This is a genomic window from Alsobacter sp. P4_H11, from assembly GCF_056400925.1.
On record NZ_JBFUKI010000010.1, the window covers coordinates 148,585 to 166,297 of the forward strand.

Genomic DNA, 17,713 nt, shown 5'->3' on the forward strand with positions numbered 1-17,713 from the left:
GAGATCGGGGGCGATGGCGAAGGGGGCAATCCTCGTCTGCGGCGAGGCGCTGTTCGACGTGTTCGTGGGGCCGGACGCCGGCCCGCGCCTGCCGGCCGAGTTCGTAGCCGGGGGCTCGCCCATGAACGTCGCGATCGGGCTGGCCCGGCTCGGCGCGCCGAGCTCCTATTTCGGCGGGCTCTCGACGGATCGCTTCGGCGAGATTTTGCGCGAGGGGCTGCGCCGGGAGGGCGTGGACCTTTCCCACGCACCCGCCAAGCCGAACGCCACGACGCTGAGCGTGGTGGCGACGGGCGCGGACGGCCAACCCCGATACACGTTCTATGGCGCCGACGCGGCCGACCGCGTGGTGACGGCGGCCGACCTGCCGGCAAACCTCGACGGCTATGCGGCGATCACGATGGGCTCCTACACGCTCTCGGTCGCGCCGGTCGCGGACGCGCTGCTGGCGCTGGCGGAGCGCGAGGGCGCGCGGCGGGTGATCAGCCTGGATCCGAACCTGCGGCCCAGCGTGATCGGCGACGTCGCGGCCTGGCCGGCGCAGTTCGAGCGCTTCGCCCGGCGCGCCACGTTGATCAAGGCAAGCGACGAGGACATCGCGATCGCGTTTGGCGGCCGCGTGAGCCCGGCCGAGGCGGCGGCGCGGTGGCTTGATCTCGGGGCGAAGCTTGTGGTGGTGACGCGCGGGGCGGAGGGCGCGGTGGCGTTCGGCTGCGGCGAGCCGCTGGAGATTGCGGGGCGAAAGGTGGACGTGGTGGACACCGTGGGCGCCGGCGACACGTTCCACGCCGCCATGCTGGCGGATCTGGGCCGGCGCGAAGCGCTGTCGCGCGAAGCTTTGGAGAGCCTAACGCGGGACGCGCTGGGCGGGGTGCTGCGCTATGCGGTGGCGGCGGCGTCCGTCACGTGCCAGCGCCGGGGCGCGGATCTGCCGCGCCGGGACGATCCGGAGCTTCTGGCCGCGCTGGTTGGGAGCTGAGCTTCACCCCGCTTCTCCAGTTCGCCAGCGCGATGCCGCCGAGCACCAGCGCCAGCGCGGCGACATGGTAGGCCGCGAAGGGCTCGGGCAGGATCAGGGTGGACAGCAGCGCGCCGAACACCGGCACGAGATTGTAGAAGGCCCCTGCCCGGCCCGGCCCGATGAGCTCGATGGCGCGGATGTAGAAGATCTGGCACAGCAGCGACGGCAACAGCGCCACGTAAAGCAGCACGAGCCAGCCCTTCAGGGTGGGCCATTGCAGGTCGCCGCGCAGCCCTTCCAGCACGAGCAGCGGCAGTGATGTCACGCAGGCCGCCACCGCCATGGCGGTGAAGAACACGAGGCTGGAAGTCTTCGGCTTCCAGCGCAGCGCCAGCGTGTAGCCGGCGTAGAGGATGCTGGCGATCAGCAGCCAGGCGTCGCCCCGGTTGAACGCGATGGTCTTGAGCACCTCGAGGTCGCCGCGCGAAGCCGTGAGCGCCACGCCCGCGATGGTGGCGAGGACGCCCAGCATCTGCAGCAGGCCGAAGCGCACCCCGAACGCCAGCGCGCCAAGCAGCACGAAGATCGGCGTCGAGCCCTGGATGATCGCCATGTTCACGCCCGTGGTGCGGGTCGCGGCCTCGTAGAAGAGGGCGTTGAAAGTGGTGAAGCCGACGCCCGCCATCAGGACGATGTAGAGCCAGCGCGGCGCGAGGATGCGCCACTCCGCCAGCACGGCGCGGCGCGCGAACACGGCCAGCGCCGCGCAGGAGATGAACCAGCGCAGGAAGGTGATCGCCATGGGCGACACCTCGCCGGCCGCCAGCTTGCCGGCCACGACGTTGCCGCCCCAGAACAGCGTCGTGAAGAGCAGCAGCAGATAGGGCTGGCCGTAGAACCAGCGGCCGAAGGCGACCAGGCGGGAATGAGGGGGCATGCGGATCCGCTGTGGAGAGGCGCGATGGCGCACACTCAACCCAGTCTCGCGCGCCGGCGCCAGTGCGTTCAGCGCCGTGCTGCATTGCCGGAGAGTTCGCTAGCGCTTTTGTCCCCAGGCGCCCGACCCCAGCGCGGCAAGCGCGGCGGCCGCCGCATCTTCGGTGCGGTCCACCGGCGCCAGCATGGCTGAGCGGACGCGGTCGGCCCACGTGGTGAGGCAGGCGGCGCGCTCGTCATCGCTCACCCGCGGCGCCGCATAGGCGACGAAGGGCGGCAGCACGTCGAAGCCCATATATTCGAGCAGCAGCCGCTGCACCGGATAGAGCACCTGATCGATGGGGCCGTAGACGCCCGTCTCCGAGAAGCGCTCGGGCGTGCCGCCCGTGGTCACCGAGAACAACGCCCGGCGACCCTTGAAGAGGCCGGTGTCGAACCGGGCGCCGTCCACATAGGCGACGCCATAGGCCAGCACGCGCTCGCACCAGCCTTTCAGGATGGCGGGCGGGCCGCCCCACCACAGCGGGAACTGCAGGATCAGCACGTCGGCCTTGGCCAGCCGGGCCTGCTCGCGCCGAAGGTCCGGCGCGAAGCCGTCGTGGCGGGCGGCGTGTTCCTGCTCGGTCTGGTAGTGGAAGCGGTCGGGATCGGCGACCGTGGTGAAATCGTGCCGCCCCGCCACCGGGTTGAAGCCCTCGCCGTAGAGGTCCGACACCTCCACGGTATGCCCCGCAGCCTCGATCGCCGCCACGGCGGCGTCGCGCATGGCCGCGTTGAAGGAGGTCGGCTCCGGATGCGCGTAGACGATCAGCGCGTGCATCAGAACTCCACCCGGTCGCCGCCCTTGAGCTGCAGGATCTCGCGGGCGTCGTCCGGCGTCGCCACCGCGAGGCCGAGGCCCTCGATGATCTTGCGCACCTGCGTGACCTGCTCGGCGTTGGACTTCGCCAGTTGGCCGGGCCCGATCCAGATCGAATCTTCCAGCCCGACCCGGACATTGCCGCCCATGGCGGCGGCTTGCGCGGCCACCGGGAGCTGGTTTCGCCCAGCCGCCAGCACGGACCAGCGATAGCTGTCGCCGAACAGCCGGTCGGCGGTGCGCTTCATATGCATGACGTCCTCGGGATGAGCCCCGATGCCGCCCAGGATGCCGAACACGCTCTGGACGAAGAACGGCGGCTTCACCAGCCCGCGCTCTACGAAGTGCGCCAGCGTGTAAAGGTGGCCGATGTCGTAGCACTCGATCTCGAAGCGGGTGCCGTTCTCCGCGCAGGTGCGCAGGATCATCTCGATATCCGCGAAGGTGTTCTTGAAGATCCGCTCCTTGGAGCCTTCAAGATAGGGGCGTTCCCAGTCGTGCTTCAGGTCCTTGAAGCGCTCCAGCATGGGGAACAGGCCGAAGTTCATCGAGCCCATGTTGAGCGACGCCACCTCGGGCTTGAACTGCGCCACGGGGCGCAGCCGCTCCTCGACGCTCATGGTGGGCGCGCCGCCCGTGGTGATGTTCACCACCACGTTGGAGCGCTGCTTGATGACCTTCAGAAACGGCGCGAAGCGCTCGGGCGACTGGTCCGGGCGCCCGTCCTTGGGGTCGCGCGCATGGAGATGGACCACGGCGGCGCCGGCCTCGGCCGCCCCGATGGCTGCCTCGGCGATCTCCTCGGCGGTGATCGGCAGATGCGGGGACATCGAAGGGGTGTGGATCGAGCCCGTCACCGCGCAGGTGATGACGACCTTCCGTGGCTGCGCCATGGCGTTTCTCTCCGTTGGGCTTGTTTCTTCAGGTCACGCAGCGGAGGGCAAATCGGCCTCTATGCCAAGTGTCCTGGCCGCATTGGTGGACACCATCTTGCGGATGTCATCGTCCGAATAGCCGAGATCGATGCACAGCTTCACGCCGCGGCGCATGCCCTCGACCGGGCTGATATTGCCGGTCTGGCCGAGATCCGAGCACAGGATGGTGTTATCCACGCCGGCGGCGTCGATGTATTTCTTCAGGTCCTCGGACGGGCTGGACTGGAATTTGTTGCCCTCCAGGAACATGCACAGCGAGTGCTCTACCTGCGCGCCCATGGCGGCGATGCCCTTCACGTCGTTCAGCGTGCCGCCGACGATGTCCTCCGGGTGGGTGAACACGAGGCGGGTGACGCCGCGCTTCTTGGCCTCCTCGAAAACGATCCAGGTCTCGCTCACATGGAGGTGGCCGCTCGCCAGCGTCATGCCGGTGCGGGCGATGACGTCGAGGATCTCCTTGGCGTCGTCGCGGACGGTCTTGTCGGGGTTGAGCACCGGCACCACCGTTGCGGGGCGGATCTTGGACGTGGAGGCCGGGTGGGCCCTGCCGGATTCTTTTTCCCAGCGGAAATGCTGCTCGGCCGTGAGCGTCGGCATCCAAACCACCTTGCCGCCCATCGCGGCGGTATGCTCCACCGCGTAGGGGTTGAGGCCGCCGACCACGTTGTTGAGCGCGATGCCCGAATAGACCTTGGTCTTGAGCTCGGGGTGATGGCGCTTGATCAGCGCCGCCGTCATCACCCCCGCATAGTCGTGGTCCTTGGTGAGCACGGCCGCGAAGCCGGCTTCGGACGCCTCTCGGGCGAGTTCCAGGTGATCGAGGCTGCGCGGCGCGATGGAGGGGCCGCTATGGACGTGCGGATCAACCGCGCCGACCAGCAGGGACGCGATGCGCTGGTCCAGCGACGAGGTGGAGAGGGCTGCGGACATTGTCGTGCTCCTGATAACCGGCGTTCGTGAGCCGGCTCACGCCTTGGCGAGTTCCGTGAAATCGGCGCGCGTTTTCATGGCGGCCATCCGCATGAAGCCGTGGTCGGACGAGACGATGAACGCGGACGCGCCCAGTGCGCGCCAGTCCTGCGCCTCGGCGGCGTTGGCCACCATCAGGCAGACCGGCTTGCCGACGCGGCGGGCGGCGGCGCAGATCTTTTCGGCGGCGGCCCGCACCTTGGGGTCGGCCATGCCGCTCGCGCCCAGCGCCACCGTGAGGTCGCCGCGGCCGATGAAGAAGCCGTCGAGACCCTCCACGGCCACGATGTCGTCGATGACGTCCAGCGCCTCCGAATCCTCGATCATGGCGATCACGGTGGTTTGCGCGTCCATGGCGTCGACGTGCTCCCAGACGCCGAGCGTGCCGAAGCCGCCGGCCCGGGTGGTGTTGGAAAAGCCGCGCTTGCCGCCGCGGTAGCGGCAGCAGGCCACGATCTCGCGCGCCTTCTCGACGCTGGAGACATGCGGCACGAGCACGCCCGTGGCGCCGTCGTCGAGCACGGCCAGCAGCCGGGCGGCGGTCGGCTCGGGCACGCGCACGATGCCGGCGGTTCCGGCCGCGCGGGCGCCGAGCAACGCCATTTCGGTGGATCCGCGATCAAAGGAGCCGTGCTCCTCGTCGATCACCACGAAGTCGAAGCCGAGCCCGCCGATGATCTCCACCGCGTGGCTGGTCGGGGTCTTGATGAAGGTGCCGAGCAGCGTTTCACCGGCGTGAAAGCGCTGCCTGAAGGAGGAGGGGGAGCCTCCCGAAGCCGTTGACATGATCGGCGTGTCTCCCTAGTCTGTTCTGCACATCAGAACAGTATCTCATTTTTCAGAACGATACCGGATTTGGACGGCGGTCTGTCAAGGCCTTTTTGCCTTGCGGCCAAGCCCGAGCCTGATCCGCGCGAGGGAGCGACACTCATGCCGAAGGTTGGGGGACCGGCCGCCGAGGGCGTCCAGGCAGTGGTGCTGGTGCTGCGGATCCTGGAGGCGATCGGCCATGCGCCGAAGCCCATGGGCGTCACGGCCCTGTCCCGGGAACTTGGCATCACCAAGAGCCGCATCCACAGGCACCTGCGCACGCTGGTGCAGGAGGCTTATCTCAGCCAGGAGCCCGACACCGAGCGCTACCAGGTCGGGCCCCGCCTCGTGACGCTGGGGCGCGCCGTGGCGGATGATCTCGATCTCGCCAACGCGGCCCTGCCGGCGCTGCTCGAACTGCGCGACGGGCTCGGCCATTCGGCAGTGGTCTCGCAGCTCGACGTCGACGGCGTTCGCGTACTGCGCACCATGCCGGGCAAGGCTTCCATCGAGATCGGCGTCCGGCCAGGGTCGCTGCTGTCGTTCCACGGATCGGCGCAAGGCAAGGTCGCGCTGGCTTATGGGCCGGAGGAGCTGCGCTCGCGGGTGATGCGTTCGCGGCTCGACATGCTCACCCCGCACACGCTGGTGAGCATCGGCGCGCTGGAGCGCGAGATGGAGCTGATCCGCAGCCGCGGATGGGCGGTGGCGCCCAACGAGGCGATGATCGGCATCAACACGCTGGCGGCCCCGATCTTCGATGCGTCCGAGACCATCGCGGGCTGCGTCGGCGTGGTGGACTCGATCCAGTACATCGAGGCGGAGCCTTCCGCCGAACAGATCCGCCACATCCTGGCCGCCGCGGCGCGCATCTCGCAGGCGCTCGGAAGCCGCGGCCGGTTGCATTCGACCTGAAGGCGGTTGACAGGGCTTATCGTCGCCCGCAAACTCATAAACGAAACGTCGTTCTGTCTAACGAAACGACCTCGTCGGGAGGAGATCACCCATGCGCCACCGTTCCGGCCTGTTGGCCGCCGCCGCCATCCTGGCCTTGTCGGCCACCTCGGCCCTCGCCCAGCAGTCCTACAAGATCGGCTCCTCGGTCGGCCTTACCGGCTACGCGGCCGTGAACGACCGCGCCTGGCGCGACAGCCTGCTGCTCGCGGCCGAGACGCTGAACGCCAAGGGCGGGGTGCTGGGCAAGAAGGTCGAGATCGTCGCGGAGGACAACCGGTCCGAGCCGCAGGAAGCCGTGGTCGGCTACCGCAAGATGATGTCGAACGACAACGTGCAGATCTTCGACAGCGGCTGCGTGTCGGCCGGCAACTTCGCGGCGGCCGGCTCCGTGGTGCGCGCCCAGATCCCGATGGTGCTGTGCTCGATCCTGCCGCAGCGGCCCGAGGAGCAGAAGTGGGCCTTCAGCGTGCTGCCCCCGCCCCGCTTCGAGATCGAGGCGCGCTACCAGCACCTCAAGGACAAGACCGAGATCCGCAAGGTCGGCATCCTGCACGACCCGACGCCCTACGCCATGCTGATGAAGGACCTCGGCGCCAAGATCGCCAAGGACATGGGCATGGAGGTCGTGGCGGTCGAATCCTACAAGCAGGACGACGCCGACGTGAGCGTGCAGCTCGGCCGCATGAACGCGGCGGGCGCGGGCGCGGTGATCAAGATGGGCCAGGGTGGCTCCACGGTCACCACCGCCAAGAACATCAAGGCGCTCGGCCTCGACAAGATGCTGCTGCTGGCCAGCCTCGACGACGGCGCGACCTTCAAGCAGGCCGGCGAAGTGCTGGGCGACCGCTTCCTGTTCGTGGCGCCGGGCGTGCAGATTCCGGAGTCGATCCCGGCCGGCCCAGCCAAGGACGCCGCCGACGCATTCCTGAAGGTCTGGCAGGCCAAGTACGGCGACCGCGACCCGAACGCCGGCGCGCGCGCCTGGGACAGCTTCATGCTGATCGTCGCGGCGGTCGAGAAGGCGAAGTCCTTCGAGGGGCCGGCCGTGCGCGACGCGCTCGAGACGCTGCCGTCCATCCAGGGCTCGTTCGCGCAGTTCAACTTCTCGCCCGAGCAGCATGTCGGCATCACCAAGAACCCCTTCGAGATCGGCGTGGTGCGCGGCGGCAAGCTCGTGGCGCTGAAATGAGCGGGGTCGCTCCCGCCAGCGCCCCGACGGTCGGGACGGTCAGCACGGCCGGCGTCGCGGCCGCCGAGAGCCCGCTGCTCGAGGTCACGGACATCTCGGCCTTCTATGGCCGGGTGCATGCGCTGAAGCCAACGAGCCTGCATATCGGCCGAGGCGAGCTCGTGACGGTGCTGGGCCCCAACGGGGCCGGCAAGAGCACGCTGCTGCGCGCCATCACGCGGCTCACACCGGCGTCGGGCCGCATCGCCTTCGAGGGACGCGACGTCAGCGGGTTGCCCACTCACCGGCTGGCCGAGCTCGGCATCATCATGGTGCAGGAGGGCCGCGGCCTCTTCGGCCAGATGTCGGTGCGCGAGAACCTGATCCTTGGCGCCTACACGCGCCCGGGCGGCGACATGGACAAGCAGCTCGGGCGCGTGTTCGAGCTGTTTCCCCGCCTCAAGGAGCGCATCGACCAGATCTCGGCGTCGCTGTCGGGCGGCGAGCAGCAGATGCTGGCCATTGGGCGCGCCCTGATGGCCGAGCCGAAGCTCTTGATGCTGGACGAGCCTTCGCTCGGCCTCGCTCCCCGTGTGGCCGGCGAAATCCTGGCCACGCTGGGCGAACTCAACCGCCAGGGCCTCGGCATTCTGCTCGTCGAGCAGAAGGCCCCGCTGGCGCTGAAGCTCGCCAAGCGCGTCTACGTGCTGTCGCTCGGCCAGATCGCGGCCGAACTCCCCGCATCCGAAATCAGGTCCCATCATGACCTCGCCCGCTATTACCTCCACTAGAGCAAGCTGGCGCGACCACGCGGGCTCCTGGCTGCCGGTGCTCGCCACGCTGGCGTTGCTCGCCGTCGGTCTCAGCTCCAGCGGCTACATCGTCACCGTGCTGGGCTTCGCGGCCATCTACGGGGTGTTCAGCACCGGGCTGAACTTCTTCATGGGCTACACGGGCCAGGCCTCCTTCGGCCAGAACGCCTTCGCGGCGCTGGGCGGTTATGGCTCCGCCATCCTGACCGCCGGGCACGGCATGGAGCCGGTGCTCGCGCTCGTGATCGCCACCACGGTGTCGGTGCTGATCGCGTTTGCGGTCGGCTACCCGACGCTGCGGCTCCGCGGGCACTATCTCGCGATGGCGACCTTCGCGCTCGGTCTGATTACCTACGAGATCACCATCGAGTGGACCAGCCTCACCCAAGGCTACATGGGCTATTCGGGCATCCCGCCGGTCGGCCTGTTCGGCTACGAGCTCGTCACCGAAAAGCAGATGCTGGTGGTGCTGGTCGCCTTCGCGCTGCTCGGCGTGTGGATTTCCAACCGGCTGCGCCGCTCGCGCTTCGGCCGGGCGCTGGCCGCCATCGCGGGCAGCGAGCCGGCCGCGGCGGCGCTGGGCGTCAACGTGGCGGGCTACAAGCTCGTCGCCTTCGTAATCGCGGCCGCCTACGGCTCCGTGGCGGGCTCGCTGTTCGCGCATTTCGTCGGCTTCATCAGCCCGGAGGTGTTCGGCACCTCCATGGTCGTGCTCAGCTTCACGATGCTCTATCTCGGCGGCATCGGCACCACCTGGGGACCACTGGTCGGCGCCGTGATCGTGTCGCTGCTGCCGGAAGCCTTGCGCGGACTGAAGGAGCTGCAGGACGTCGCCTATTGCGTGATCCTGGTCGCCATCCTGATCTTCGCGCCGCGCGGCCTCGCGGGATTCGCGCCTGCCATCAGGCAGTTCTTCAACCGCGGCGCCGCCGCGAAGGCGGAGTGACCGCGATGGCGCTGCTCTCCGTCCAGAACGTGACGATGCGGTTCGGCGGCCTCCTGGCCAACGACAACATCAGCTTCGACGTGCCGGAAGGCTCGATCTTCGCGGTGATCGGCCCGAACGGCGCCGGCAAGACGACCCTGTTCAACTCCATCGCAGGATCTTTGAAGCCGACCTCCGGCAAGGTGGTGTTCGACGGCCAGCCGATCACCGGCCTGCCGCAGGCCGCCATCGCGTCGCGCGGCTTGATCCGCACCTACCAGCTCGTGCAGCTCTTCAAGGACCTCACGGTCGCCGAGAACGTCGAGATCGGCTTCCACCGCGTGACCCGCGGCGGGGTTGGCAGCGCGTTGCTGCGGCCGCGCTGGTTCCGCGAGCAGGAGGAGAGCATCGCCCGCAAGGCGCGCGAGCTCCTCGCCTTCGTGGGCCTGGGCGACCAGGCCGACATGATCGCCGACAAGCTGCCCTATGGCCGCCAGCGATTGCTGGAAGTGGCCCGGGCGCTCGCGGCCGAGCCGCGTCTGATTCTGCTGGACGAGCCGGCCGCCGGCCTCAACACGCAGGAGACGGCGGCGCTGGCCGACGTGATCCACCGCGTCAACGAACGGGGCGTCACCGTGCTGCTGATCGAGCACGACATGGGGCTCGTCATGAAGGTCGCGCAACGCATCGCGGTGCTCGATTTCGGAAAGAAGATCGCCGAAGGGACGCCGGACGAGATCCGCTCCCATCCCGACGTGCTCACCGCCTATCTGGGCGGCGTGGAGATGGCCGATGGCTGACATCACTCAACTGCTGCAGAGCCTCATCACGGGCGTGGGCGTCGGCCTTATCTACGGCCTCGTCGGCATCGGCTTCTGCGTCATCTACAACGCCAGCGGCATCGTGAACTTCGCCCAGGGCGTGTTCGTGATGCTGGGCGGCATGATCTGCCATGCCCTGCTGACGCGCCTCGGCCTGCCGCTGGTGCTCGCGGCCGTGCTGGCCGTGCCGATCGTGGCCGGGATCGGCATGCTGATCGAGACGCTGGTGGTGCGGCCGATGTGGAACCGGGGCGCGACCATGTTCGCGATCATCCTGGCGACGCTGGCGACGCAGATCATGATCGAGCGCATCACCATCCTGACGCTGGGCGACCAGCCGCGCTCCTTCCCGGAGTTCACGCCCGGCGGGCCGCTGAAGCTCGGCGACATCGCGGTCGGCTACCAGCTGTTCTGGATCCTGGGCTGCGGCGCGCTGATGGTGGGGCTGCTCTGGCTGTTCTTCACCCGCACCCGCACGGGCCGGGCGCTGCGCGCCTGCTCGCAGAACCGCGAGGCGGCGGCGCTGCTTGGCATCCCGGTCGGGCGCATGCTGCTGGTGTCGTTCGCACTGTCCGCCGCGCTCGGCGCCGTGGCCGGCATCCTGGTGACGCCCACGCAGGTGACGGCCTTCAACATCGGCACGCCCTTCGGCGTCAACGGCTTCATCGCGGCCATCATCGGCGGCTTCGGCAGCGCCGCCGGCGCGCTGGCGGGCGGCGTGCTGCTGGGCGTGCTGCAGGCCGCCGCCATCGTGCTGTTCGGCGCCGGCTTCAAGAACGTCGCCGCGCTTTCCACCCTGCTGGTGGTGCTGCTGCTGTTTCCCAGCGGCATCTTCGCCGGCTTCAAGGGGTTCAAGCGAGCCTGATCCCCTCGCCGGCGCAGCCGGCTCACGCCGGCCAGGCCGGCTCTCCGCGACGGAGCATTTCCGATGTTCGACAAGTCCGATCCGCGCGCCGCGCTGTTCAAGGCGCCCGCCAACGCGCCGGTGTTCACCGCCTACTCGCCGGCCGACTATGTGCGCTTCTACGAAACCGAGCCGGCCGAAACCGGCACGGATGGCCGCACCTGGCTGATGCGCGGCCAGAACGGCGTGGTGGCGTATTCGGAGGCCAAGGACGGCGCCCGCTTCACCCGCCAAAACCAGCCCGACGAATGGGTGCTGCTGCTGCCGGACGCCGGCGTCTCGGTGCGGCTCACGGCGGGCGGCGACACCAAGACCATCGAGGGCTACTCGGTGACCTTCGTGCCGCCCGGCGACAGCGCCGTGGAGGTGCTGAAGGGCGGGCGCATCGTGCGGCTGTTCACCACCCGCAACACGGACCTGGCGGAGCGCTGCTCCAACGCGGCCGAGTACGCACAGGCGCACCACAACATCCCGCCGTTCCAAGCCTGGCCGACGCCGCCGGACGGCTTCAAGATTCGCACCTATTCGCTCGACGTGCCGGACGAGCCCGGCCGCTTCGGCCGCATCTGGCGCTGCACCACCTTCATGGTGAACTACCTCGCCCCGCAGGTCGGCCCGCGCGACACCACCAAGCTGTCGCCGCACCACCACGACGATTTCGAGCAGTATTCGCTGGCCGTGCAGGGCGCCTTCATCCACCACCTGCGCTGGCCGTGGACGCCCGACATGCGCATGTGGCGGCAGGACGAGCACGAATACGCCGGCACGCCCTCCGTCACCGTGATTCCGCCGCCCGCGATCCACACCACGCGCGGCATGGATCCGGGCGTCAACCAGCTGGTCGACATCTTCTCGCCGCCCCGCATGGACTTCTCGCTGAAGCCCGGCTGGGTGCTGAACACGGACGACTACCCGCTGCCGGGCTGACGGCTCGCGCCGTCACACCGTCACCTGCGAGCCCACCTCGATGGTGCGGCCGCTCGGGATGCGGAAATGCTCGCTGGCGTCGCTGGCGTTACGGGCGAGGCGGATGAACAGCTTCTCCTGCCAGCGCGGCATGCGCGACTGGACGGCGGGCCGCAGCGCCCGCCGCGAGATGAAGAACGACGTGCTCATCAGGTCGAAGGTCCAGCCCAGCGCCTTGCTGGCCTGCAACGCCTTGGGCACGTCCGGCGTCTCCATGAAGCCGAAGCGCAGCGTCACGCACCAGAACCCTTCGGACAGCCGCTCGCAGCTCGCCCGGGCGGCCGGATCCCAACGCGGCGCGTCCTCGGTCACCACGTTGAGGATGACGTTGCGCTCGTGCAGCACCTTGTTGTGCTTCAGGTTGTGCAGCAGCGCGGACGGCACGTGGTTGGGGTCGCCGGTCAGGAACACCGCCACGCCGCGTGCGCGCTCGGCGGGACGCTTCTCCAGCGAGGCCAGAAAGCCCGCGAGCGGCACCTCCTGCCGGCGGGTCTTCTCGGCCAGGATGGCCGCTCCCCTGCGCCAGGTCAGCATCATCACCATCAGGCCGAGGCCGACCAGCACGGGCAGCCAGCCGCCCTCGAACAGCTTCAGCAGGTTGGCGCCCAGGAACACGACGTCGATGGCCAGGAAGGGCGCGATCACCAGCGTGGCGCGGGCGCGCGGCCAGTTCCACACATGCACGAGCACGAACCAGGCGAGCACGGCCGTGACCACCATGGTGCCGGTGACCGCGATGCCGTAGGCCGAGGCGAGGCCGCTGGACGACTTGAAGGCGTAGACCAGGAACAACACCGCGACCAGCAGCATCCAGTTGATGCGCGGCACGTAGATCTGGCCCTTCTCGGTCTCGGAGGTCCGCAGGATCTCGGTGCGCGGCATCAAGCCGAGCTGGATGGCCTGCTGGGTGATCGAGAACGCGCCGGTGATCACGGCCTGGCTGGCGATGATGGTGGCCGCGGTGGCGAGAACCACCATGGGGAGCAGCGCCCAGGCCGGGTACATCAGGTAGAACGGGTTCTCGAGCGCCTCCGGCCGGGCCAGCAGCAACGCGCCCTGGCCGAGATAGCTGACGACCAACGACGGCAGCACAAGCCCGAGCCAGGCCGTCCGGATCGGCTTCGCGCCGAAATGGCCAAGGTCCGCGTAAAGCGCCTCCGCGCCCGTGACCGCGAGAAACACCGCGCCGAGCGCGAACAGGCCCGCGACCCCGTGGTGGACGAGGAAGTCGACGCCATGGATGGGATTGAGGGCGCCGAGAATGCGCGGCTCGGCCAGGATGTGCGGCAGGCCGCCCAGCGCGAGCGCCACGAACCACACGGCCGTGATCGGCCCGAAGAACAGCGCCACCGTGGCGGTGCCGCGGCTCTGCGCGGCGAAGAGCAGCACCAGGATGCCGATGCTGAGCGGCACGATCATGGGATCGAGGTTGGGCGCCACCAGCTTCAGCCCCTCCACGGCCGAGAGCACCGAGATCGCCGGGGTGATCACGGCGTCGCCATAGAACAGGGCCGCGCCCGCCATGCCGAGCACCGTGATGGCGGCCGCCTTGTGACCCATCACGCGCTGCACCAGCGCCATGAGGGTGAGCGTGCCGCCCTCCCCTTCATTGTCCATGCTGAGGATCAGCAGCACGTATTTCAGCGTCACTATGACGACGAGCGTCCACAGGATCAGCGACACGACGCCGAGGATCATCGGCTCGCTCAGCGCGCCGCCATCCGCGGCGGCCGTGAGGCTCTCCTTGAGGGCGTAGAGCGGGCTGGTGCCGATGTCGCCATACACGACGCCGACGCTGCCGAGGGTCAGCGCCCAGAAGCTCGCCCGGGGCGCATGGGGCCTTGCGGGGTGCAGAACTGCAGGGGATGGCGCCGCAAGAGACGCCGAGGGGGATGTGGTGCTCATGGCTCGAGACGGTTGCGCGACCGGGGCGGCCGCACGCTCGATCTATGCCGCCCGGCGCACGCCGCCATAGAAACGAGCCGAAACAGGCCGTTTCATATATGAGTTTCCTATACGCCACCGATCCGGAGCGGCTTTAGCTCTCCGCCGTGGCGCGCGGCGGTGGAGCGGGGATGATCCTGGGCGGACAAGCTGGCGACAGGGAGGGCGCGGGCCGCTACGGCGAAGCCGCCCTCGCGACCGCGGCGGCGCTCGCGATCGCGCTGCTGATCCAGCCGCTGGTGGGGCTGGAGAACGTCGACCTCGTGTTCCTGACCGCCGTGGTGGCGGTGGCGGCGCGCAACGGGCCGGGCCCGGCCTTCGTGGCCTGCGCGGCCGCGGTGGCGTTCTACAACTTCTTTTTCCTGCCGCCGCTCTACACGTTCACGATCGCGGACCCCAAGCATGTGGCGGCGCTCGCACTGTTCGGCGCGGTGGCGCTGATCACAGCCAATCTGGCTGCGCTGGCGCGAGCGCGTTTGCTGCAGGCGCGGCGGCGGGCCGAGACCACCGAGGCGCTCTACGGCTTCAGCAGCCGGCTGGCGCGCCTGATGGACGCCGCCGAGGTGGTCCGCGCCACGGCCGACACGGTCCAGACGCTCTTGCGCGGGAACGCGACCGTCCTGCTCGCCGACGCGCAAGGGGGCTTCGGGACCGCCCCGCCCTCCATCGGGCACCGCGCGTTCGAGGCGTTCGAACTCGACGCGCTGCGGACGGAGTGGTCGGGCCCGGAACGGCCGCGCGAGCGGCTGCTCCGGCTCGGCGACGCCTGTTTCGCGCCGATGCTCACCGGCGCCGGCCTGCTCGGGGCCGTCGGCGCAGCGCGCGACCCTGCCGGCGCGGACTTCGCCCCCGAGGAGGAGCGCCTCCTGCGCGCGCTGGCCGACCAGGCCGCGGTCGCGCTGGAGCGGATCCGGCTCGCCCGCGAGCGGGACGCCGCCCAGCACGCGGCCGAAGCCGAGAGGCTGCGCTCCGCGCTGCTGAACTCGCTCTCGCACGACCTCAAGACGCCGCTCGCGTCCATTCTGGGCGCGGTGACGACGTTGCGCGACGACGCGCCGCTCTACGACGCCGCCCAGCGCGAGGAGCTTGCCGCCACCATCCAGGAGGAGGCGGAACGCATGAGCCGCTTCGTCACCAACCTGCTCGACATGGCCCGGTTGGAGGCCGGCGCAATCGCGCCCCGCCGCGAGCCGACCGACATCGGCGAGATCGTCGGCGCGGCCCTGCGCAAGACGGCGTCGCTGACGCGCGACCATGTCGTCGCCACCGCGATCCCGCCCTTGCCGATGCTGGATCTCGATCCCGTGCTGCTGGAGCAGATCCTCGGCAACCTCATCGAGAACGCCGCCAAGTTCTCGCCGCCCGGCTCCGCGATCCGGATCGAGAGCGGGCAGGCTGCCGACGGGGCCGTGACGATCACGGTGCGCGACAGCGGGCCCGGCGTGGCGACGGCCGATCGCGAGCGGGTGTTCGACCTGTTCTTCCAGGTGCGGGACGGAGACCGGAGGCCGGCGGGCTCCGGCGTCGGGCTGGCGATATGCCGGGGTTTTGCGGCGGCGCTGGGCGGTTCGCTCGCGGTCCGGGACAATCCGGACGGCGTCGGCGCGGCCTTTGCGCTGACGTTCCCGCCTAATCTCCTGATCGCCGCCCCGGAGGCCGTGGCGTGACCGGAACCAGCCTCCCGGTCCTGGTGGTCGAGGATGACGGCCCCATCCGCCGGCTGTTGCGCACCAGCCTGGGCGCGCAGGGCTACCGCGTGCTGGAAGCGCCGAATGGCAAGGCGGGGCTTGCGCTTCAGACCACGGACCCAGCCGACGTGATCCTGCTCGATCTCGGCCTGCCCGACATGGAAGGCGTCGAGCTGATCCGGCGCTGGCGCGCAGCCGGCGACCGGACGCCCATCATCGTGCTCTCCAGCCGCGGCGACGAGCGCGGCAAGGTGGAGGCGCTGGAGCTTGGCGCCGACGACTACGTCACCAAGCCGTTCGGGATGTCGGAACTGGTCGCCCGCATCCGCACGGCGCTGCGCCACCGCGTGCAGCGCGAAGGCGCCGAGCCCGTGCACCAGCATGGCGGGCTCACTGTCGATCTCACCAGCCGGCAGGTGCGCCGCCATGGGGTCGAGGTGAAGCTCTCCAACAAGGAATGGGAGATCCTGCGGCTGCTCGCCCTGAACGCCGGGCGGGTTCTCACGCACCGGGCCATCATGGAGCAGGTCTGGGGCCCGAACGTCGACGTGCAGTATCTGCGGATCTATGTGCGGCAGTTGCGCCAGAAGCTCGAGGACGATCCCGAGCGGCCCGAGCACATCATCACCGAAACCGGAATCGGCTACCGGCTCAGCCGCGAAGACTGAGCCGGTAGCCATTTGGCGAGTCGATCAGGCCACGCGCTCGGGCGTGATCGCGGCGGTCGGCGCGGTCGTGACAGCGTCCACGCCCGGCAGGTAGCGCGCCCGCATGGGCTTCAGCACGAACATGGCGAGCAGGGCCGCCAGCGCGTTGAGGCCCACCGTGATGCTGAACACGGCGTGCCAGCCATAGGAGGCCGCGATGATGCTGGCGAACGGCACCATGAAGGAGGCCGTGCCCTTGGCGGTATAGAGCATGCCGGCGTTGGTGGCGGCGTATTTGGAGCCGAACGTGTCGCCGCAGGTGGCCGGGAACAGGCTGTAGATCTCGCCGAACACAGCGAAGAACAGCGCGCTCACGAGCACGAACACCACCGGATTGTGCCCATACCAGCTCAGCGCCAGGATCGAGCCCGCCGCGATCGAGAAGGCTATGAACATCGTGTTCTCGCGGCCGATATTGTCGGACACGAAGCCGAAGAACGGCCGGCCGAAGCCGTCGAAGATGCGATCGAGCGAGATCGCGAATGTGAGCGCCGCCATCTGCACTCCGAGCAGCGACACCGGCACGTCCGCGACCTTGTAGTCATGCGCGATGGGGGCGATCTGCGCCGCCGCCATGAGGCCGCCGGAAGCGACCATCACGAACATGGCGTACATGAGCCAGAACACCGGGGTCTTCAGCGTCTCGCCGGGGGTGCGGTCAACGCGCGTCTGCGGCACGCGGACCATGCGCTTCTGCGCCGGCATAACGCGGTCCGGCTTGCGCAGCAGGAAGGACATGATGAACACCACCACGCCCTGTCCGATGCCGAAGGTGAAGAACGCGTGCTGGTAGCCCGAGGTGGCGATCATCTTGGCGATCGGCACCACCGTGAGGGCCGCGCCCGCGCCGAAGCCCGCCGCCGTGACGCCGGCCGCGAGGCCGCGCCGGTCCGGGAACCACTTCAGCGCGTTGCCGACGCAGGTGCCGTAAACCGAGCCCGCGCCGACGCCTCCCACGACGGCCCCGAGATAAAGCAGCGGGAGACTATCCGCATAGGAGTTGATCACCCACGCGATGGCGATCATCACCGCGCCGAAGCGGATGACCACGCGCGGTCCATAGCGGTCCACGAACCAGGCCTCGATGGGCACGAGCCAGGTTTCGGTGGCGACGAACAACGTGAAGGCGAGCTGGATGGCGGCGCGACCCCAGTGGTGCTGGGCGTCGATGGGGTCGACGAACAGCGTCCAGCCATATTGGAGGTTGGCGATCATCGCCATGCAGATCACCCCGAAGGTGAGCTGCAGCCACCGGTTCACGGGCTTAGCTTGAGCATTCATCCCTTGGTCCTTTTCTGTTTGGACCGAGGATGAGCCATCTGGCATTTGGCATACAAGGCGGTTTCAGCGC

The 17,713-nt window shown here is 69.0% G+C and carries 17 protein-coding genes; 10 read left to right on the plus strand and 7 right to left on the minus strand.

What is annotated here, in order from left to right; all coding sequences use genetic code 11:
• The first annotated feature begins 13 nt into the window (after window positions 1–13).
• Window positions 14–979: a carbohydrate kinase family protein gene (locus AC1DSZ_RS18235; protein ID WP_476839771.1), complete on the plus strand. Its 966-nt coding sequence runs from the start codon at window positions 14–16 to the stop codon at window positions 977–979.
• Here AC1DSZ_RS18235 and AC1DSZ_RS18240 read toward each other — a convergent pair.
• The 5 genes from AC1DSZ_RS18240 to AC1DSZ_RS18260 all read right to left on the minus strand — a co-directional run bounded on the left by AC1DSZ_RS18240 (window position 903) and on the right by AC1DSZ_RS18260 (window position 5,446).
• Entirely contained in the window at window positions 903–1,898 is a 996-nt protein-coding gene (locus AC1DSZ_RS18240) for a DMT family transporter (protein WP_476839772.1), read from the minus strand. The two genes, AC1DSZ_RS18235 and AC1DSZ_RS18240, sit on opposite strands and share 77 nt — an antisense overlap.
• A gap of 99 nt (window positions 1,899–1,997) precedes the next feature.
• Window positions 1,998–2,717, minus strand: a complete 720-nt coding sequence (locus AC1DSZ_RS18245) for an NAD(P)H-dependent oxidoreductase (RefSeq protein ID WP_476839773.1) — start codon at window positions 2,715–2,717, stop codon at window positions 1,998–2,000.
• Entirely contained in the window at window positions 2,717–3,649 is a 933-nt protein-coding gene (kce, locus tag AC1DSZ_RS18250; protein ID WP_476839774.1) for a 3,5-dioxohexanoate:acetyl-CoA acetone transferase, read from the minus strand. Before kce ends, AC1DSZ_RS18245 begins: the two co-directional genes overlap by 1 nt.
• A gap of 33 nt (window positions 3,650–3,682) precedes the next feature.
• Window positions 3,683–4,621, minus strand: coding sequence for a DUF6282 family protein (locus AC1DSZ_RS18255; protein ID WP_476839775.1), 939 nt, complete (start codon window positions 4,619–4,621; stop codon window positions 3,683–3,685).
• A 36-nt stretch (window positions 4,622–4,657) separates the two neighbouring features.
• Window positions 4,658–5,446, minus strand: a complete 789-nt coding sequence (locus tag AC1DSZ_RS18260; RefSeq protein ID WP_476839776.1) for an HpcH/HpaI aldolase family protein — start codon at window positions 5,444–5,446, stop codon at window positions 4,658–4,660.
• A gap of 144 nt (window positions 5,447–5,590) precedes the next feature.
• On the opposite strand from AC1DSZ_RS18260, the gene AC1DSZ_RS18265 reads away from it, so the two are divergent.
• The 7 genes from AC1DSZ_RS18265 to AC1DSZ_RS18295 all read left to right on the plus strand — a co-directional run bounded on the left by AC1DSZ_RS18265 (window position 5,591) and on the right by AC1DSZ_RS18295 (window position 11,984).
• Window positions 5,591–6,385 carry an IclR family transcriptional regulator gene (locus AC1DSZ_RS18265; protein WP_476839777.1) on the plus strand — a complete coding sequence of 265 codons (795 nt, stop codon included), beginning with the start codon at window positions 5,591–5,593 and terminating at the stop codon, window positions 6,383–6,385.
• Between the two features lie 91 nt (window positions 6,386–6,476).
• The gene (locus AC1DSZ_RS18270) at window positions 6,477–7,616 is read left to right on the plus strand and encodes an ABC transporter substrate-binding protein (protein ID WP_476839778.1); all 1,140 of its coding nucleotides are present in this window, start codon (window positions 6,477–6,479) and stop codon (window positions 7,614–7,616) included.
• Window positions 7,613–8,386, plus strand: a complete 774-nt coding sequence (locus tag AC1DSZ_RS18275) for an ABC transporter ATP-binding protein (RefSeq protein ID WP_476839779.1) — start codon at window positions 7,613–7,615, stop codon at window positions 8,384–8,386. The genes AC1DSZ_RS18270 and AC1DSZ_RS18275 overlap by 4 nt, the downstream gene beginning before the upstream one ends.
• Window positions 8,358–9,353, plus strand: a complete 996-nt coding sequence (locus tag AC1DSZ_RS18280) for a branched-chain amino acid ABC transporter permease (protein WP_476839780.1) — start codon at window positions 8,358–8,360, stop codon at window positions 9,351–9,353. Before AC1DSZ_RS18275 ends, AC1DSZ_RS18280 begins: the two co-directional genes overlap by 29 nt.
• Window positions 9,354–9,358: 5 nt before the next feature.
• Window positions 9,359–10,132, plus strand: a complete 774-nt coding sequence (locus AC1DSZ_RS18285; protein ID WP_188516657.1) for an ABC transporter ATP-binding protein — start codon at window positions 9,359–9,361, stop codon at window positions 10,130–10,132.
• Window positions 10,125–11,018 carry a branched-chain amino acid ABC transporter permease gene (locus tag AC1DSZ_RS18290; RefSeq protein ID WP_188516656.1) on the plus strand — a complete coding sequence of 298 codons (894 nt, stop codon included), beginning with the start codon at window positions 10,125–10,127 and terminating at the stop codon, window positions 11,016–11,018. Before AC1DSZ_RS18285 ends, AC1DSZ_RS18290 begins: the two co-directional genes overlap by 8 nt.
• A 63-nt stretch (window positions 11,019–11,081) precedes the next feature.
• Window positions 11,082–11,984: a cupin domain-containing protein gene (locus AC1DSZ_RS18295; protein WP_476839781.1), complete on the plus strand. Its 903-nt coding sequence runs from the start codon at window positions 11,082–11,084 to the stop codon at window positions 11,982–11,984.
• A 12-nt stretch (window positions 11,985–11,996) separates the two neighbouring features.
• Here AC1DSZ_RS18295 and AC1DSZ_RS18300 read toward each other — a convergent pair whose 3' ends face one another.
• Entirely contained in the window at window positions 11,997–13,928 is a 1,932-nt protein-coding gene (locus tag AC1DSZ_RS18300; RefSeq protein ID WP_476839782.1) for a potassium transporter Kup, read from the minus strand.
• A gap of 170 nt (window positions 13,929–14,098) precedes the next feature.
• Between AC1DSZ_RS18300 and AC1DSZ_RS18305 the strand changes: the two genes are divergently transcribed.
• Both AC1DSZ_RS18305 and AC1DSZ_RS18310 read left to right on the plus strand, forming a co-directional pair.
• A complete protein-coding gene (locus AC1DSZ_RS18305; protein WP_476839783.1) occupies window positions 14,099–15,634 on the plus strand; it encodes a DUF4118 domain-containing protein in 1,536 nt (511 codons plus the stop codon).
• Window positions 15,631–16,323, plus strand: coding sequence for a response regulator (locus AC1DSZ_RS18310; protein ID WP_476839784.1), 693 nt, complete (start codon window positions 15,631–15,633; stop codon window positions 16,321–16,323). Before AC1DSZ_RS18305 ends, AC1DSZ_RS18310 begins: the two co-directional genes overlap by 4 nt.
• A gap of 24 nt (window positions 16,324–16,347) precedes the next feature.
• On the opposite strand, the gene oxlT is transcribed toward AC1DSZ_RS18310, so the two are convergent.
• Complete coding sequence (gene oxlT, locus AC1DSZ_RS18315) at window positions 16,348–17,643, minus strand: oxalate/formate MFS antiporter (RefSeq protein ID WP_476839785.1); 1,296 nt, start codon at window positions 17,641–17,643, stop codon at window positions 16,348–16,350.
• Between the last annotated feature and the right edge of the window lie 70 nt (window positions 17,644–17,713).

Bases quoted from the DNA above. Each gene is read 5' to 3' on its own strand.
- AC1DSZ_RS18235 (WP_476839771.1), top strand. From the start codon at position 14: ATGGCGAAGGGGGCAATCCTCGTCTGCGGCGAGGCGCTGTTCGACGTG.
- AC1DSZ_RS18240 (WP_476839772.1), bottom strand. From the start codon at position 1,898: ATGCCCCCTCATTCCCGCCTGGTCGCCTTCGGCCGCTGGTTCTACGGC.
- AC1DSZ_RS18245 (WP_476839773.1), bottom strand. From the start codon at position 2,717: ATGCACGCGCTGATCGTCTACGCGCATCCGGAGCCGACCTCCTTCAAC.
- kce (WP_476839774.1), bottom strand. From the start codon at position 3,649: ATGGCGCAGCCACGGAAGGTCGTCATCACCTGCGCGGTGACGGGCTCG.
- AC1DSZ_RS18255 (WP_476839775.1), bottom strand. From the start codon at position 4,621: ATGTCCGCAGCCCTCTCCACCTCGTCGCTGGACCAGCGCATCGCGTCC.
- AC1DSZ_RS18260 (WP_476839776.1), bottom strand. From the start codon at position 5,446: ATGTCAACGGCTTCGGGAGGCTCCCCCTCCTCCTTCAGGCAGCGCTTT.
- AC1DSZ_RS18265 (WP_476839777.1), top strand. From the start codon at position 5,591: ATGCCGAAGGTTGGGGGACCGGCCGCCGAGGGCGTCCAGGCAGTGGTG.
- AC1DSZ_RS18270 (WP_476839778.1), top strand. From the start codon at position 6,477: ATGCGCCACCGTTCCGGCCTGTTGGCCGCCGCCGCCATCCTGGCCTTG.
- AC1DSZ_RS18275 (WP_476839779.1), top strand. From the start codon at position 7,613: ATGAGCGGGGTCGCTCCCGCCAGCGCCCCGACGGTCGGGACGGTCAGC.
- AC1DSZ_RS18280 (WP_476839780.1), top strand. From the start codon at position 8,358: ATGACCTCGCCCGCTATTACCTCCACTAGAGCAAGCTGGCGCGACCAC.
- AC1DSZ_RS18285 (WP_188516657.1), top strand. From the start codon at position 9,359: ATGGCGCTGCTCTCCGTCCAGAACGTGACGATGCGGTTCGGCGGCCTC.
- AC1DSZ_RS18290 (WP_188516656.1), top strand. From the start codon at position 10,125: ATGGCTGACATCACTCAACTGCTGCAGAGCCTCATCACGGGCGTGGGC.
- AC1DSZ_RS18295 (WP_476839781.1), top strand. From the start codon at position 11,082: ATGTTCGACAAGTCCGATCCGCGCGCCGCGCTGTTCAAGGCGCCCGCC.
- AC1DSZ_RS18300 (WP_476839782.1), bottom strand. From the start codon at position 13,928: ATGAGCACCACATCCCCCTCGGCGTCTCTTGCGGCGCCATCCCCTGCA.
- AC1DSZ_RS18305 (WP_476839783.1), top strand. From the start codon at position 14,099: ATGATCCTGGGCGGACAAGCTGGCGACAGGGAGGGCGCGGGCCGCTAC.
- oxlT (WP_476839785.1), bottom strand. From the start codon at position 17,643: ATGAATGCTCAAGCTAAGCCCGTGAACCGGTGGCTGCAGCTCACCTTC.